The organism is Pseudomonas sp. P867, from assembly GCF_019891455.1.
GTDB classification, from domain to species: domain Bacteria; phylum Pseudomonadota; class Gammaproteobacteria; order Pseudomonadales; family Pseudomonadaceae; genus Aquipseudomonas; species Aquipseudomonas synxantha_A.
Genome location: NZ_JAFLXB010000014.1, coordinates 30,069 through 47,573 on the forward strand (window position 1 = coordinate 30,069; position 17,505 = coordinate 47,573).

The following is a 17,505-nucleotide window of genomic DNA, read 5'->3' on the forward strand; positions in this document are numbered from 1 at the left end:
ATGGCCACTCCCAGCACCTCAACCCTAACCCTGCTGCGCCGTTCCCTGTCCGAAGCCCTGGGACAGCCTGCCGAGCAGATCCCTCTGGAGGCCAACCTGATCGAATGGGGCCTGGATTCGGTCACCCTGATCCGCCTGGCAGGCCAATGGCGGCGTCAGGGTCTGGCCGCACGTTTCGCCGAGCTGGTGGCCGACCCGCGCCTGTGCGCCTGGCTGGCCCTGCTCGACACCGCGCCGGCTCCTGCCGCGCCCGTCAATCACAGCGCCGACGATGGCCAGCCCTTCGAACTGGCCCCCATGCAACATGCGTACTGGATCGGCCGTGCCCCTGGCCAGGCACTGGGCGGTGTGGCTGCACACTTCTATAACGAATTCGACGGTCACGACGTTGACCCGGCCCGCCTGGAAGCCGCCGTGCACGCCTTGTTGGCCCGCCACCCCATGTTGCGGGCGCAGTTCCTCGACGATGGCCGCCAGCAGATCCTGCCCCGCAGTCCATGGCCGGGGCTTAAAGTGCATGACCTGCGCCAGGCCGATGCCGAACAGCGGCAACACCATCTGCACGTCTTGCGCGCCGAACTTTCCCATCGCCAGTTGGCCGTGGAACACGGCCAGGTGCTGGACATCCAGTTATCACTGTTGCCCCAAGGCACGCGCCTGCACCTGAACCTCGACATGCTCGCCGCCGACGCCTTGAGCCTGCGTACCCTGCTCGGCGACCTGGTGCAGTTGTACCGCCTACAGCCGCTGCCCGCGCTGGATTACAGCTTCCCCCGTTACCTGGCCGACCTGCGCCTGGAGCACGCCAGCCCCGAGCACCGCGAGCGCCATCGACACGCCCGCGACTACTGGTTGCAGCGCCTGGACGCCTTGCCCGGCGCCCCACGCTTGCCCATCAAGAGCCAGGGCGATGAGCGCCAGGTGCGCCGCCGTCACCACTGGTTGTCGGCGTCCCAACGCCAGGCGTTCGAACGCCACGCCCGCGAGCACGCCCTCACCCCGGCCATGGCCCTGGCCGCGGTGTTTTGCGAAGCCCTTGGCGCCTGGTGCGAGACGCCTGAGCTGCTGCTCAACCTGCCGTTGTTCAACCGCATGCCTTTGCATACCGATGTCGAGCGCCTGGTCGGCGACTTCACCTCCTCGATCCTGCTGGCCTGGGACGGCCGCATGACCGGCACCTTCGCCGCCCGAGCCACGGCGCTGCAACGACGCTTTCATGGCGATGCCGCACACAGTGCGTTTTCCGGCCTGGAGGTGTTGCGTGAACTGTCCCTCCATCGCGGCGAGCAAGTGCTGGCGCCGGTGGTGTACACCAGCGCGCTGGGCCTGGGGGAACTGTTCGCCGAGGGCGTGCAGGAGAGTTTCGGCCAGCCGGCCTGGATCATTTCCCAGGGCCCGCAGGTGTGGCTGGACGCCCAGGTCACCGAGCTGGACGGCGGCATTCTGGTCAACCTCGACGCCCGCGAAGGGTTGTTCGCCGAGGGGGTGCTCGATGGCCTGTTCGATGCCTATACCGGCCTGTTGCAGCGCCTGTGCCATGATGCTGCGGCCTGGGATCAGACGGTGCCGGCGCTGGTTCCCGCCAGCCAGCTTGACGTACGCCGCGCCACCCAAGGCCAGCGCACAGCATTACCGGTGACACGCCTGCACGAAGGTTTTTTCACCCTGGCGCAGTTGACGCCCGCCCTGCCCGCACTGCTGCACGGCAACCACATCATCAGCTACGGCGAGCTGGCCGAGCGAGCCCTCGCAGTCGCCGCCTACCTCGAAGGCCAGGGCGTGCAGCGCGGTGACATCGTGGCGTTGCAACTGCCCAAAGGCCCCGAGCAGGTGATCGCCGTGCTGGGCATCCTGGCGTGCAGCGCCACCTACCTGCCCATCGGCGCTGACCAGCCCGAGGCGCGTTGCCGCAAGATCTGCCAGTCGTCCGGCGCACGCTTGCTGCTCACCCGCTTGCCGCACGCCGACACCGCGTTGCAAGCGCCGCGCCCCGGTGCGATCAGCGACCTGGCCTATGTTCTATATACCTCCGGTTCCACTGGTGAGCCCAAGGGCGTAGAGGTCAGCCACCTGGCCGCCGCCAACACCCTGGAAGACCTGCAACGGCGTTTGCAGCTCAATGGCGAAGACCGAATCCTGGCGCTCTCCGCGCTGGAATTCGACCTGTCAGTGTTTGACCTGTTTGCCGCGCTGGCCAACGGCGCGGCGGTGATCCTCATCGAGCCCCAAGCGCAACGCGACGCCCCACGCTGGCGTGAACTGGCCGTGCAGCACCGCGCCACTGTGCTCAATTGCGTGCCGGCGCTACTCGACATGTTGCTGAGTTGCGCCGACGCCCCACTGCCCCTGCGCGCCGTATTGCTCGGTGGTGACAAGGTCGCGCCGCAGTTGGCGCCACGTCTGTGGGCCCAGGCGCCCGGTTGCCGCTTCATGGCCCTGGGCGGCGCAACGGAAGCGGCGATTCACTCGACGCTGTTCGAAGTCGCCCCCGGCCAGGCACTGCACTGGCATTGCCTGCCCTACGGCAAGCCGCTGGATAACGTCAGCCTGCGCATCGTCGACCGGCATGGCCATGACTGCCCGGATTGGGTGACCGGTGAACTGTGGATCGGTGGCGCCGGGGTGGCCGAGGGTTACCGTGGCGACCCGGTACGCAGCGCCGAACGATTTGTGCAGCACCAGGGCCTGCGTTGGTACCGCACCGGCGACAGTGCGCGCTACCACCCCGACGGCACGGTCGAGTTTCTGGGGCGCACAGACTTCCAACTCAAATTGCATGGCTACCGCATCGAAGCCGGTGAAGTAGAACAGGCGCTGCTGGCGTGCCCCGGCGTCGAACAGGCGGTGGCGCTGCTGGTCGGCCAGCACCTGGCAGCGGTGGTGCGCCTTGCAAATGGCCCGGTGCAGCCCACAGTGCTGGAGCTGCCGGACCTGGCCGAGCGCCTGCCGGCCTATATGATTCCCAGCCTGATCCTCGGCTGCGCGCAGTGGCCCCTGACAAGCAATGGCAAGGTGGATCGCAACGCACTCAACGGCTGGCTGGCCGACCACAGCAGCGCCGTCCCTGCCCAGCTGTCGCCACCCTGCGGAGCCATCGAACAACAGGTGGCCCGCGCCTGGCAGCAATTGCTCGGCTGTGACGAGGTCTGCCGTGAGCACAACTTCTTTGCCCTCGGTGGTGACTCCCTGAGCGCCACGCGCCTGGTGCGCCTGCTGGCCGAACAAGGGCTGGGGGGCGCACGGATCGCCCAGGTGTTTGCCAAGCCGGTGCTGGCGCAGTTCTGCACAGGCCTGCATCAACAGGCCCAGGCCGAAACACAACGCACCGTGGTACCGGACCTCGACCAACGTCACGCGCCCTTCCCCATGACCGAGGTGCAGCAAGCCTACTGGCTGGGCCGCGACCCCAGCCTGGTATTGGGCGGCGTGAGCTGCCACTTCTACCGCGAATACGACGTCGAAGACCTCGACCTGCCACGCCTGCAACACGCATTGGCACGCCTGATCGAACGCCACGAAACGCTGCGCACGGTGTTCGACCACACAGGCCAGGCACGCATCCTCCCCCAGGTGCCCACCTTCGTGATCGGCCAGCGCTACGCCTGCCTTGAAGACCTGCGCGAACACTGTGCCCACCGCGTGTTCGATCCCGCCCAATGGCCGCTGTTCGATGTGCAGGCGGTGACCCAGGGCCGGCACACGCGGCTGGCGATCAGCCTGGACAACCTGATTCTTGATGCCCTGAGCATCCTGCGTTTCTATGCCGAACTCGACGCGTTGTACCGCGAGCCGACGCTGGCCCTGGCACCGCTGCAGCTTTCATTTCGCGACTATCAAGTGCAATCCCATGTGGAACCTGACGAATTGCACGCCGCGCAACAGTTCTGGCAGGAACGCCTGCCCACGTTGCCGCCGCACCCGCAACTGCCCCTGGCAACCGACCCCGCCAACGTGGGCCAACCGCGCTTCGAGCGCCTGCAGGGGCAGGTCAAGGCCGATGCCTGGCAAGCGATCCTGGCCAAGGCCCAGCAACACGGCCTGACTGCTTCGGCGGTACTGCTCTGCGCGTTTGCCGAAACCCTCGGGCGTTGGAGTGCGCGCCCCGACCTGAGTCTCAACCTGACCCTGTTTGACCGCCGGCCGGTGCATCCGCAGATCGATCAGGTCATGGGCGATTTCACCTCCCTGACCCTGCTCGGCTTTGCGCCCAAGGTCGGCGAACGCTGGATCGACCGCGCACGGCGCACCCAGCAGCAACTCGGCGATGCGCTGGAACACCGCTGCATCGGTTCGGTGAGCTTGCTGCGTCAACTGGCGCGGCAACGCGGTGAACAGCAGGTCAATATGCCGGTGGTCTTCACCAGTGCCCTGGGGGTGCCGGATGGCACCGCCGCACCGGTAGACGGGCCGTTCGCCCGGCAGGTATTCGGCCTGACCCAAACCCCACAGGTATGGCTCGATCATCAGGTGGTGGAAGCCCACGGCGGCATCGCCCTGAACTGGGACCGCGTGGTCGGCCTGTTCCCCGAAGGGCTGGTCGAAGCCATGTTCGACGCCTACCTGCGCAGCCTCCACTGGCTGGCCGAACACGCCTGGGACGACGCGCCGCCAGACTTGCTGCCCCTGGCCCAGGCGCAACTGCGCGCCCAGCTGAATGCACCCGGCCCCGGCGTGCCGGGTGATCCGACCTTGCATCAGGGCTTTTTCCAGCATGCGCACCACGCCCCGCATCGCCCTGCGCTGTTGTGGGGTGAGCATGACAGCCTGAGCTACGGCGAACTGGCCGAACGGGCGTTGCGCATCGCCCGTAGCCTGATGGACGCAGGGGTGACAGCCGGTGACCTGGTGGCGGTGTCCCTGGCCAAGGGCCCGCAACAGATCGCGAGTGTATTGGGCGTGCTGGCCGCCGGCGCCGCCTACCTGCCAGTGGGTGTCGACCAGCCGTTGCAGCGTTGCCAACGCATTCTGCAACAGGCCGGCGTCAGCCTGATCCTCGCCGAGCACGACCCACAGCTGCCAGGCGTCAAGCATCTGAAGCCGTCCCAGGCGCAAAGCGCCGAACCGCTATCGGCACCGCTGGCCGTGTGCGCCAACCAACTGGCCTACGTGATTTACACCTCCGGCTCCACCGGCCAGCCCAAGGGCGTGGAAATCACCCACCGCGCCGCCATGAACACCGTGGCCGAGATCAACCGCTGCTACGGCATCGACGCGTCGGACCGCGGCCTGGCGCTGTCGGCGCTGGACTTCGACCTGTCGGTGTATGACGTGTTCGGCCTGCTCTCGGTGGGCGCCGCCCTGGTGTTGATCGACGAAGACCAGCGCCGCGACGCCCGCGCCTGGCTCAAGGCCCTGCGACACCACCGCGTGAGCCTGTGGAACAGCGTGCCGGCGCTGCTCGACATGCTGCTGGAGGCCAACGCCCTTGAGCGCCAACCCCTGGCGCTGAAGGTGGCCCTGCTGTCGGGCGACTGGATCGGCCTCGACCTGCCGCAACGCCTGCGCCAGCAAGCGCCGGATTGCCGCTTTATCGCCCTGGGCGGCGCCACCGAAGCGGCGATCTGGTCCAACCATTACGAGGTACGGCAGCTGTTGCCGGGCTGGCGCTCGATCCCCTACGGCGTGCCGCTGGCGAACCAGGCTTACCGCGTGGTCGACGCCCTTGGCCGCGACTGCCCGGACTGGGTCACGGGCGAGTTGTGGATTGGCGGCGCCGGCGTCGCACGCGGCTATCGCCATGCGCCGCAATTGAATGCCGAGCGCTTTGTCGAGGGTTGGTACCGCACCGGCGACCTGGGCCGCTACCACCCGGGTGGGTTGCTGGAGTTTCTCGGGCGTGCCGACACCCAGGTGAAGATTCACGGCCATCGTATCGAGCTGGGGGAAATCGAAGCCGCGCTGGCCCGTCATCCCTGCGTGAACCGTGCCGTGGTGCTGGTCGAGGATCAGCGCCTGCTGGCTGCTGTCACCGCCAGCACCTGCGCCGAGGTGCTGGCCAAGCATCTGGTGCAATGCCTGCCCGCCTATATGCGCCCGGAACAGATCCTGGTGCTGGAACACTTGCCCCTGAGCAGCAATGGCAAGGTAGATCGCCGTGCCTTGCTTGCGCCATTGGCGGCAGCTGCCCGGTCCCACTGCGTCGTGGATGAAGCCCCGCTGAGCGCCGCAGAGCAACTGGTCGCCGAGCTGTGGCAGCAATTGCTCAACGTGCCCAGCGTGTCGCGCCACGACAATTTTTTCCGCCTGGGCGGCGACAGCCTGCTGGCCACGCGGTTTCTCGAAATGCTGCGCAGCCGTGTTGGCCTGGAATTGCCCATGGGCCAGTTGTTCGGCGCCGCCAGCCTGATGGAAGTGGCCCACGCGGTAGAGCGCCAACCCACCCCGCACACCGTTGAAGAGGGCGTCATCTGATGCCCGCGCAACCTGCCCTTATCCCAGGAGCTGCCCCCATGCCCGCCGCCAAACTGTTAAGCGAACTCAAGTCCCTGGGCGTCGAACTCTGGCCCCAGGATGGTCAACTCAAATTCCGCGCGCCCCAGGGCCTCCTCGACGCCAAGCGCCTGGCGCAACTGCGCGAGCACAAGCAGCAGATCCTGCACCTGCTGCAAACCCAGGAGCGGCCCCAGGTAATGGCCGACCCGGCACAGCGCCACGCGCCGTTCCCGCTCACCGATGTGCAGAACGCCTACCTGCTCGGCCGCCAGTCATCATTCGGCTACGGCAACGTGGCCTGCCACGGTTACCTCGAACTGAGCTGGCCGAGCCTCGACCCGCAGCAAGTCGAACACGCCTGGAACCGCCTGATTGCCCGGCACGACATGCTGCGCGCGGTGATCGCCAGCGAAGGCTCCCAGCGCGTGCTGGCCGAAGTCGCCCATTACCCGGTGGACGTCGCCGACCTGCGCGGCGCCACTCGTGAACAGCACCAGCACGCCGTGCAGCAGATACGTGAGGCCATGGAGCAGAAGCTCTACCCTACCGATATCTGGCCGCTATTCGAATTGCGCCTGAGCCGCAGCGACAGCGGCGACACCCTGCACTTCTCCATGGACTCATTGATTGCCGACTGGGCCAGCGCGCAACTGCTGTTCAATGAACTGGAACAGCTACTGCACGACCCCCAGGCCAACTTGCCCAGCTTGGACATCACCTTTCGCGACTACCTGCTGGCCGAACGGGGCCTGCTCGAAGGCAGCCGCCACCAACGCGACCGTGACTACTGGATGGCGCGTATCGATGAACTGCCCCCCGCCCCGCAACTGCCGGCGCCCCTGAGCGGCGAAGACACCAGCGTGCCACGCTTCCAGCGCCACTGCGCGCAACTCGACGCGCAACCATGGGCAGCCTTGAAAAGAGCCGCCGGCGCCCTCGGCCTCACCCCGTCCATCGTGGTGCTCAGCGCCTACGTCGGCACCTTGCAACGCTGGAGCCAGCAACCCACCTTCAGCCTCAATCTGACACTGCTCAACCGCTTGCCACTGCATCCGCAAGTGGGTCAACTGGTTGGGGATTTCACCTCGGTCAGCCTGTTGCAGGTCAATGATCCCCAGGGCCAGGATTTCACCAGCCAGGCACGCCAACTGGGCAATCAACTGTTTGCCGACCTGGAGCACCGGCTGTTTTCCGGCATCCAGGTGATGCGCGAAATCGGTCGCCGGCGCGGGCGTGAAGCGGCGTCCATGCCGGTGGTGTTCACCAGTGCTATCGGCCTGGCGATCGAACCACCTCCCGCCAGCCAGCGACAGGTCGGCCACGGCATCACCCAAACTCCGCAGGTGACCCTCGACTGCCAGGTGATGGACGACGCGCAGGGTTTGCACATCCACTGGGATGTGCGCCAAGGCGTGTTCCCCGACGGCCTGATCGAAGACATGCAGCAGGCATTCGTCGCCGAGTTGCAGTTACTGGCCCTCGACCCGGCCGCCTGGGACCACCCCATGCAAGTGCCGTTGCCGGCCTGGCAACAACGTGAGCGCCTGGCCGCCAATGCCACCGCCGCGCCGCTGCCCACCGGCCGCCTGCATGACAGCCTGCTGAGCATGGCCTGGGAGCAGCCGCAGGCCCTGGCAGTGATCGATGCCCACGGCAGCCTGACCTACGCCACCCTGATGGAGCGTGCCTTGGCAGTCGCTGCTGCCCTCAGCGCCGCCGGTTGCCGCGCCCAGGAACCAGTGGCGATCCTGATGCCCAAGGGCCGTGACCAAGTGGTGGCGGCCTACGGCGTGCTCCTGGCCGGCGCCGCCTACCTGCCTCTGGACAGCCATGCCCCGGCCGCCCGCCGCGACCGCGTGCTGCACAGCGCCAAGGTGCGCCACGTGCTCGGCCAGTCCCAGGCCCTGCCCCACACCCCATTGCCGGAGGGCTTGCACTGGCATGCCGTGGATCAACTGGCGTCGACCCCATCGGACTTCCCGGCACCGCACGGCAGCCCCGACGATCTCGCTTATGTGATCTACACCTCCGGCTCCACCGGTGAACCCAAGGGCGTGATGATCAGCCATCGCGCTGCGCTCAATACCGTGCAGGACATCAACCGGCGCTTTGCGGTCAACGCCGCCGACCGCGTGTTGGGCCTGGCGCAACTGAGTTTCGATTTGTCGGTGTATGACCTGTTCGGCCCCCTCGCGGTGGGCGGCACCCTGGTGCTGCCCGACCCGGCACGCGGCGCCGACCCGTCGCACTGGGCCGAGCTGGTGCAGCGCCATCAGGTGACTCTGTGGAACTCGGTACCGGCGCAATTGCAGATGCTGGCCCACTACCTGCAAGCCGAGCCGCGCCCCCTCGACAGCCTGCGCCTGGCGTTGTTGTCGGGTGACTGGATCGCGCTGAACCTGGCGCCGCAACTGCACGCGCTGTTGCCGGGCCTGGCCCTGGTGGCTCTGGGCGGCGCCACCGAGGCTTCGATCTGGTCCAACCTGCACCCCATCGGCGCAATTGACCCCGCGTGGCGCAGCATTCCCTACGGCTTGCCGCTGGCCAACCAGGGCTTTCGCGTGCTGGACAACCAATGGCGCGACGTGCCGACCTGGGTGCCGGGTGACCTGTACATCACCGGCGTCGGCCTGGCCCAGGGTTACCTGGGCGACCCGGCGTTGACTGAGGCACGCTTCTTTGCACACCCGCTCGACGGTCAGCGCCTGTACCGCACCGGTGACCGTGGCCGCTATCTGCCGGGGGGTGAACTGGAGTTCCTCGGCCGTAACGACGGCCAGGTCAAGATCCGTGGACATCGGGTGGAACTGGGCGAAATCGACGCCGCACTGCTCTCCACCCCGGGCGTGGACAGCGCGGTCAGCCTGTTCAGCGACGAACTACTGGCCTTCGTCACGCCTGCGCGGGCCGAACCCGAACCGCTATCCGGTGCGCCGTTGCTGACGGCGGTGCAGCGCTACGCCGACAGCCAGGTCGGCAGCTTTGACCCCCAACAGGTACGTGACTATCAGGCGGACCTCAGTGGCGCAGCGTTGAGTTCGATGCTGGACGTGATGCTCAAGGCCAATCTATTCAGCGGCGCGTGGGCCGAGCCGGATGCACCCACCATCCTGCAGGCCCTGCAAGCGCAGCCCCGCCATCACTGGCTGGTGCGGCGCTGGCTCGCGGCCTTGTGTGACGCGGGCCTGTTGCACGGGGAACAGTCCCGCTATCGCCTGCTCGACAGCGCGCCAAACCCGGCGCTGGCATGGGGCCGGGTGGAACAGGCGGTCGCGTCGGGGCTGTGCAGCCAAACGCTGCTCGACTACCAGCTCAATCACGTCGGGCAACTGCAGAAACTGCTGCGCGGCGAGGTCAATCCGTTCGACCTGTTGTTCCCTCAGGGCGAGCAAAACCTGGCATTGCAGCTGTATGGCGGGGATGCCGTGTCGCGCTACAACAACCACAGCATCGCTGCGCTGATCAACCGCCTTGCTACCCACCACGAAGGCGACGGCCCGCTGCGCATCCTCGAAATCGGCGCGGGCACCGGCGCTACCAGTGCGCCGGTGATCAGCCTGCTCGATGGGCTCGAAGTGGATTACCTGTTCACCGACATGACCGCGTTTTTCCTGCCGGCGGCCAGGCAACGCTTTGCCGACCACGCCTGGGTGCGTTATGGCGTGCTGGACATCGATCAGCCCATCCGCCCCCAGGGCCTGGCCAGCAACAGCGTGGATATCGTGCTGTGCGCGGGCATGCTCAACAGCGTCAAGGACATCGACAACGCCCTCGGCCAGATCACCGAACTGCTCAGCCCGGGTGGCTGGCTGGTGTTCAGCGAGCCAACCGGCGAATGGCCGCAGATTCTACTGACCCAGGGCTTCATGATGACGCCGTCAGGCAGCGATCATGACCAAGGCCGCAGCGGCTTGTGCGGCGCCGACACCTGGCGTGAGCGTATCCAGGCATTCGGCGGCGAAAGCCTGCCGACCCTGCCCCACGCCGACCACCCGCTGACGGCCCTGGGTATGCAAGTGTTCGCCGCACGCTTCAAGGCCGGGTTCCAGCGCCTGAGCGTCGACAGCCTGCGCCGCGCTCTCGCGCAACGCCTGCCGGACTACATGCTGCCAGCGCATGTGCAAGTACTCGACCGCCTGCCCTTGACCGCCAACGGAAAGGTCGACCGCAAGACCCTGGCCAACTGGCGCCCCGCCGTGGATACCCAAGCCGCCAGCAGCGAGCAGTTACCCAGTGACCCACTTACCGCGCAGCTGTGCCAAGTGTGGGCCGAGGCCCTGGGCCTGGGGCAGATCGGCGCCGACGACAGCTTCTACGAAAAAGGCGCCGATTCGCTGATCCTCGCCCGTGTCGCTGGCCAGTTGCGCGAACAACTGCCCCAGGCGCAACGCCTGAGCTACGACACCCTGTTGCGGCAGATGCTCAACGAGCCGACTGTCAGCGCACTGGCGCGCCTGCTCAACCATGGAGAAAGCGCACCGTCTGCGGTCAATCCCGGCCAATCCCAGCGTTCATCCAACAGCAACGCGTTGGTGGTGCCCTTTGGCGGCGGCGACGTCGGCCCGGTGCGGGTGATGTTCCACGCGGCCCTCGGCACCCTGGATTATTTCCAGCACCTGGGCCGCTCACTCGCCGCTCAGCAGGCCGGCCCGGTGATCGGTTTCGCGGTGGCCGACACCGCGCAGTACCTGGCCCTGGAACCCAAGCGCCTGATCGAAAGCGTGGCCCAGGACTACACCGAACGCTTGATCGCCGACGGCCATCAGCGCTTCCAGTTGATCGGCTACTGCCTGGGCGGCCTGCTCGCCACCGAAGTCGCCCGGCGCCTGCTGGAACGTGGCATGGAGGTGGTGGACCTGAGCCTGATCGACAGTATCCCGATGTTTATCGACACCGACGAAGAGCTGGCCTACGAGGCGATCTTCGTGCCCAACCTCAACCTGGACCCGGTAAAGACCGTGTTCGGCGCGCATATCGAAGACTACGACGTGTACCGCGCCATCGACCTGCTGATGGCCCGCGACAACCGCCGCGTGCCCGCCGGGGCCATGGCTGCCTTGGGCGGTGACCCGGGCCTGGACGCGCTGGCATTGGCGGTGCAGCAACAGTCGGCGCGCAGCCAGGAAGAGCGCCTGGCCGAGTATGCGCGCCTGGCCTCCGGCCAGGCCGGGGTGCCCATCGGCCCGGAGCTGGTGCCCACGCTGTTCCGCGTATGCCGCCACAGCATGCGGGCGGCACGGTTCGATCCGCCGCCGTTCCTCGGCAACATGACCTACCTGCGCTGTCTGGAGCAGCAATCGTTCGGGATCACCGGCGGCGTCGGCCATCTGGCGGCGCCGTTCTGGGAGGACGCGTGCCTGGGGCAATTCAACCTGATCGACGTGCCGGGCAACCATTTCAGCGTCATCGAGCCACCCCACGTGCACACCGTCACCGCGCACCTGCTTGAGGCCCTTCGGAAAAACTCATGAGCACCGCACTCGATACCCTCAAACGCCCGGTCAACCGCCTGATCCGCCTCGGTGTGGTATTCGCCGCCGTCGGCGCACTGGTCAACCTGGTGCCCTTTATCGGCCTGACCGAACTGGGCCGCTTGCTGCTGGCCGGCAATGCCCACAGCCACACGTTGTGGCTGTGGGCGGCGCTGGTAGTGGTCGCCCTGAGCCTTGGCTGGATGGCCAGCGGCGTCGCGCTGTGGCTGACCCACCTGGCCGACCACCGCCTGCAATCGAGCTTGCGCGAAGCCATGGTGCGCAAGCTGGGGCGCGTGCCGCTGGGCTGGTACACCGACACCACCTCCGGCGCGGTGCGCAAAGTGGTGCAGGACGACCTGGAAGACCTGCACCACCTGGTTGCCCATCACGCAGTGGAAGTGACGGCGGCGATAGTCACCCCGCTGGCAGGGCTGATCTGGTTGGCCACATTGAACTGGCGCCTGGCGCTGCTGGCGGTGCTGACCCTGCCGATCTACGCGGTGGCCTACAGCCTGATGATGCGCGGCTTCGGCGCCAAGATGCAGTTGCTCGACAAGAGCATGACCCGAGTCAGCGCGGCGATTGTCGAGTTTGTCCACGGCATTGCCGTGGTCAAGGCGTTCGGCCAGGTGGGCCAGGCCCATCGCAGCTATCAGCAGGCGGTCGACCAGTTCAGCACGCAATACGCTGGCTGGGTGCGGCCGCTGCTGCGCCTGGAAGCGTTTTCATCGATGGCCCTGAGCGTGCCGGTAATTCTGTTGGTGAGTCTGGGGGTGGGTAGCCTGTTGCTGGCCCAGGGCTGGATTACAGCGCTGGAGTTGTTCGCCGAAACCCTGGTAGCCGTGGTGATTCCGCAGTCGTTGCTGGTGATCAACCAGAGCCTCACCGCCCAGCGCACTGCCCTCGCGGCCGCCGACCGCATCGAGGCGCTGCTTGAGGTTGAGGAACTGCCCACGCCCAAGCTGTGCAGGATGCCCCAGGGCAGTGATATTCGCTTTGAACAGGTGCAGTTCGGCTATGACCCCGAACACCTGATCCTCAATGGCGTCGACCTGCACTGCCCGGCTGGCAGCGTCACCGCGCTGGTGGGTGCCTCCGGCGCGGGCAAATCGACCCTGGCCAAGTTGGTGCCGCGCTTTCACGACGTCAACGCCGGGCGGGTCTGCGTGGGTGGTGTGGATGTGCGCGAGATTGACCCGCGCCAGCTGTATCAACACGTTGGCTTTGTGTTGCAAGACGCGCAACTGGTGCACGGCACCGTCGCCGACAATCTGCGCCTGGGCCGCCCCGAGGCCAGCGATGCCGACGTCGAGGCAGCGGCACGCTCCGCGCAGATTCATCAACGCATCCGCGCCCTGCCCCGCGGCTATCAGTCGGTGATCGGCGAAGACGCGATTTTTTCCGGCGGTGAAGCCCAGCGCTTGTCCATCGCTCGCACGCTGCTGGCCGATACGCCGGTGCTGATCCTCGATGAAGCCACCTCCCACGCCGACCCCGAATCCGAAGCGCTGATCCAGGATGCCCTCTCTGCCCTGGCCCGCGGCCGCACGGTACTGGTGATTGCCCACCGTCTGGCGAGTATCTGCGGCGTCGACCAGATCGTGGTGCTCGACCAGGGCCGCGTGCTGGAAAACGGTACTCACGAGCAATTGCTGGCGGCGAACGGCACCTATGCCCGCCTGTGGCGCGCCGGCACCGAAACCACCGCCCCCGACCTGGAGATGTCCTTGTGATCCGCAGCCTCGTGACTTTATTGGGCCCGGCCCACGCCGCACGCCTGTACCGCTACCTCGCCTGGCTGGTGACCAGTGCCGTGTTGCAAGGGCTGGCCGTGGCGTTGCTGGTGCCGATCCTGCACGCGCTGATTGCCGGTGACCTGCACAGCGCGTCCCTCTGGCTGGCTGGCCTGGCGGCGATGGTGGTGCTGACCTGCATCGCCCATTACCAGCAGGCCATGAAGGGCTTTGCCCTGGCGCTGCTGGTGTTGACCACCTTGCATGACCGCCTTGGCCAGCACCTGGTCAGCCTGCCGCTGGGCTGGTTCAACTCCGAGAAGGTCGGGCGTCTGTCGCGCAGTGCCACCAGCGGCACACTGATGGTCACCGGCTTGTTTGCCCATTACCTGGGGCCGGTGGTGTCTGGCGTGGTAGTGCCGGCTACCGTGGCGCTGACCCTGTTCGTGTTCGACTGGCGCCTGGGCCTGACCGCCGCATTGTGCGCGCCGCTGATCTACTTCACCCATCACTGGTCGGCCGCCGCCATCGGCAGCAATGATGCGCGCGTGGAAGCCGCCGCGACTCTGGCCGGTAACCGCGTGGTCGAATTCGCCCGCTACCAGCCAGTGCTGCGCGCCTTTGGTCGCACCCAGGACGGCTACGCGCCGTTGCAGGCCGCCAACCTGGCGCAGAAACACGCGGGCGGCTCGATGCTGTCGCAGACCTTTCCCAAGTTGCTGGCCGGTGGCCTGACCGTGCAACTGGCATTTGCGTTGCTGGTGGGCGTGGGCATCGCCCTGGCCGCCCACGGCGAAATCGACGCCATCCAGTTGGTCGCCTTGCTCGCGCTGGCGGCACGTTTTGTCGGGCCGCTGGCCGAAGCGGCGGCGCGCAGTGGTCTGTTACGCATGGCCGCTAACGACCTGGAGCAACTGGTGGGCATCCTGCGCGAGCCGCCGCTGCCGGAACCCGCGGTGAGCCAACCGCTGACGGCACCCGGCACCCTGGCCTTCGACAAGGTCAGCTTCGGGTACCCCAGCGGACCAAAGGTGCTGCATAACCTGACCTTCAGCGCACCGGCGCATTCGATGACCGCGATTGTCGGCGCTTCGGGCTCGGGCAAAACCACTGTCACCCGCTTGTTGATGCGCTTTTTCGATGCCAGCGAGGGCAGCGTCAGGGTTGGCGGTGTAGACGTACGCGAGCTGTCCAACGCAGCGCTGATGGCGCAGTTGTCTCTGGTGATGCAGGACGTCTACCTGTTCGACGACAGCCTGGAGGCCAACATTCGCGTCGGCAACCCGGACGCCAGCGCCGAGCAAGTGGCCGAAGCGGCGCGATTGGCCGGTGTGGATGAAATCGTCGCGCGCCTGCCCCAGGGCTGGAACACCCCGGTAGGCGAAGGTGGCGCGGCGCTGTCCGGCGGCGAACGCCAACGGGTATCCCTGGCCCGGGCCCTGCTCAAGCGGGCGCCCATCGTACTGCTGGATGAAGCCACGGCAGCCCTGGACCCGCACAACGAAGCCTTCGTGCAGACGGCGATTCACGCCCTGATGAAAAATGCCACAGTGCTGGTGATCGCCCACCGCCTGCCCACCATCATGGCCGCCGACCAGATACTGGTGCTGGATGAAGGCCGATTGGTGGAATCGGGGACGCACGCACAATTACTTGCCCAAAACGGTCGTTACGCAGGGTTCTGGCATGACCGCCAGCGCGCCGGCGGCTGGCGCTTGAAAGCCGAGGCGCAGCCATGCTGATCGGGGTGTTGGGCGCCAGTGGCGACGTGGGGCTGGCCAGCGCCCAGGCGTTGTTGACGCTGGGAGTCAATGAGCTGCGCCTGGGCGGGCGCGATGCCGCAAAGGGCACGCACTGCGTGCAGGTTCTCCAGCAGCAGTGGCCCCAAGCCCGTTTGCAATGGGCCGAAGTGGACTTCAACGATGCCGAGGCTTTGGCCACCTTCGCCCGTGGTTGCGCTGTGCTGCTCAACTGCGCGGGCCCCTCGTGGCGCGTGCAGGACCGTGCCGCGCAGGCAGCGTTGCAGGCCGACGCGCATTACGTCGACGCCGCCGGTCATATGCACCTCGACCCAGCCCAATGGCGTGGCCGCTGCGCGATATTGGGCGCAGGCCTGCAACCGGGGCTCACCGGCCTGCTGCCGCGCTGGCTGGCCGAGCAGGCGTTCACTCAGGTGCGCAGCCTGACCAGCTATTTCGGCTTGCGCGATCACTTCACCGCCGTGGCTGCCGACGACTTTTTGCAAGGCGCGGTGGACGGTAGCAGCGAACCGCTGGCGGCCTGGCAACACGGGCGTCGCAGCCGCGCACTGCGGCGCCGGCGCGAGGTGTCGGTGCCGTGCTTTCCCGGCTCGGTTCACCTGCTGCCCTACCTGAACCTTGAGGGTGAACGTCTGGCCATGGACCTGAACCTGGACGTCGGCCAGTGGTTCAACGTGATCACCGACGGCTACGTGCTCAAGGCGTTTGACCAGGCTCACGGCTTGCCAAGGGCAGAAGCGGTGCAGCGCTTGTGCGAAGCCAGCCGCCTGGATCTCAGCGGCCAGGCGCCCTTCGTCACCCTGCTGCTGCAACTGGAGGGCCTGCACGATAGCGAGGTCCGGACCCGCAGCCTGGTGCTCAGTGGCGCAGGCAATGCGGCGCTCACCGCAGCCATGGCCGCGATCACGGTGATCAGCGTGGTGGAGGGTGAGATCAGCGCCGGCTGCCATGAAGCGGCCCAGGCCTTGCCGCCCGCCGCCAGCCTGGAGCGCCTGCTGTGCACCTCGGCGATTCGTAGCCTGAACCTGTTGCACGGCCCGCTCGATCAACTGCATGTCGCCCAAGAAGGTTGCCTATGAACACCGCCCTGAACGAGCTGGAACACTTGAGCCTGGGCGTGATGGCCCAGGTGTTACTGCACAGCCAGGCGTTGCCGTTGCAGGCGTGGCGCACTGCCGAGCACATCAACCAGGCCCTGGGCACGGCGGCCCGTCATGCCTGGGTGGTACGCCGCTGGCTGGCCGCGTTGACCCGTGCCGGCCTGCTGCACGAGGAAGGTAAACGCCTGGGTTGGCAAGTGCCCCCCGATGACCCGCAAGTGGGTGAACTGCCGCGCCTGTATGCCACATTGGGCTTTCCAGACAGCATGGCGCGCCTGCATACCCAAGTGATCGAATGCCTGCCCGACCTGCTGCGCGATCAATTCACCCTCACCCACTTGCTGATGCTTGGCGGGGACCCGGTGAAGGTGATGGGCGCCTACCAGCACAACCACTTCACTGCGGCGGTCAATCACGCTTTGGGCACCCGGGCGCGGCAAGTCAGCGCCGCTGCCGGGCCGCTGCAGGTGCTGGAGCTGGGCGGCGGCGCCGGTTGCACCACCGCTACGGTGCTGACGGCGCTGCAAGAACGCGAGAAGGATTATCGCTTTACCGACATCAGCTCGCTGTTCACCAGTGCGGCCCAGCGTCAGTTTCGTCTTGAGCCGGGGATGCAGTTCGGCCTGCTCGATCTCAATCGCCGCTTCAGCGACCAGGGCATAGCGCCCCGCAGCCAAGACCTGGTGATTGCCGGCAACGCGCTGCACAACGCCCGCGACCTGCCCAACTGCCTCGGCCAGATCCGCACCAGCCTGCGCGACGGCGGCGCCTTGCTGTTCAGTGAATCCATCGCCGACAACCCGGCGATGCTGACCTTCATGCACCTGTTGCTGTCGCCGCCGGCCGATGCGCCGCTGCGTGCTGGCGATGAAGCCTTCATGGCCGTCGACGCGTGGCGCCAGGCCTTGCAGGTCGCAGGTTTTGAGTTGCTGGAGGTGTGGCCTGACGCGGGCGAACCGCTCGCTGCTGCGGGGCAGCGCTTGTTCCAGGCCAGAGGAGTTTGAGC

6 protein-coding genes are annotated in these 17,505 nt (G+C 66.8%); all 6 read left to right on the top strand.

Translation table 11 applies throughout. The features are described from left to right. The 6 genes from J1G33_RS22340 to J1G33_RS22365 are packed head-to-tail and all read left to right on the top strand — an operon-like array spanning position 1 to position 17,503. On the top strand, positions 1-6,411 hold the full coding sequence (locus J1G33_RS22340) for a non-ribosomal peptide synthetase (RefSeq protein ID WP_223018766.1): 6,411 nt from the start codon (positions 1-3) through the stop codon (positions 6,409-6,411). A 38-nt stretch (positions 6,412-6,449) separates the two neighbouring features. After that, positions 6,450-11,903, top strand: a complete 5,454-nt coding sequence (locus J1G33_RS28060) for a non-ribosomal peptide synthetase (protein ID WP_223018767.1) — start codon at positions 6,450-6,452, stop codon at positions 11,901-11,903. Further along, positions 11,900-13,639, top strand: a complete 1,740-nt coding sequence (locus tag J1G33_RS22350; RefSeq protein ID WP_223018768.1) for an ABC transporter ATP-binding protein — start codon at positions 11,900-11,902, stop codon at positions 13,637-13,639. Before J1G33_RS28060 ends, J1G33_RS22350 begins: the two co-directional genes overlap by 4 nt. Continuing rightward, on the top strand, positions 13,636-15,381 hold the full coding sequence (locus J1G33_RS22355) for an ABC transporter ATP-binding protein (protein ID WP_223018769.1): 1,746 nt from the start codon (positions 13,636-13,638) through the stop codon (positions 15,379-15,381). The genes J1G33_RS22350 and J1G33_RS22355 overlap by 4 nt, the downstream gene beginning before the upstream one ends. Next, on the top strand, positions 15,375-16,478 hold the full coding sequence (locus tag J1G33_RS22360; protein WP_223018770.1) for a saccharopine dehydrogenase NADP-binding domain-containing protein: 1,104 nt from the start codon (positions 15,375-15,377) through the stop codon (positions 16,476-16,478). The genes J1G33_RS22355 and J1G33_RS22360 overlap by 7 nt, the downstream gene beginning before the upstream one ends. Further along, positions 16,475-17,503, top strand: a complete 1,029-nt coding sequence (locus J1G33_RS22365) for a class I SAM-dependent methyltransferase (RefSeq protein WP_223018771.1) — start codon at positions 16,475-16,477, stop codon at positions 17,501-17,503. The genes J1G33_RS22360 and J1G33_RS22365 overlap by 4 nt, the downstream gene beginning before the upstream one ends. The last annotated feature ends 2 nt before the right edge of the window (positions 17,504-17,505 follow it).

Bases quoted from the DNA above. Each gene is read 5' to 3' on its own strand.
- J1G33_RS22340 (WP_223018766.1), top strand. From the start codon at position 1: ATGGCCACTCCCAGCACCTCAACCCTAACCCTGCTGCGCCGTTCCCTG.
- J1G33_RS28060 (WP_223018767.1), top strand. From the start codon at position 6,450: ATGCCCGCCGCCAAACTGTTAAGCGAACTCAAGTCCCTGGGCGTCGAA.
- J1G33_RS22350 (WP_223018768.1), top strand. From the start codon at position 11,900: ATGAGCACCGCACTCGATACCCTCAAACGCCCGGTCAACCGCCTGATC.
- J1G33_RS22360 (WP_223018770.1), top strand. From the start codon at position 15,375: ATGCTGATCGGGGTGTTGGGCGCCAGTGGCGACGTGGGGCTGGCCAGC.
- J1G33_RS22365 (WP_223018771.1), top strand. From the start codon at position 16,475: ATGAACACCGCCCTGAACGAGCTGGAACACTTGAGCCTGGGCGTGATG.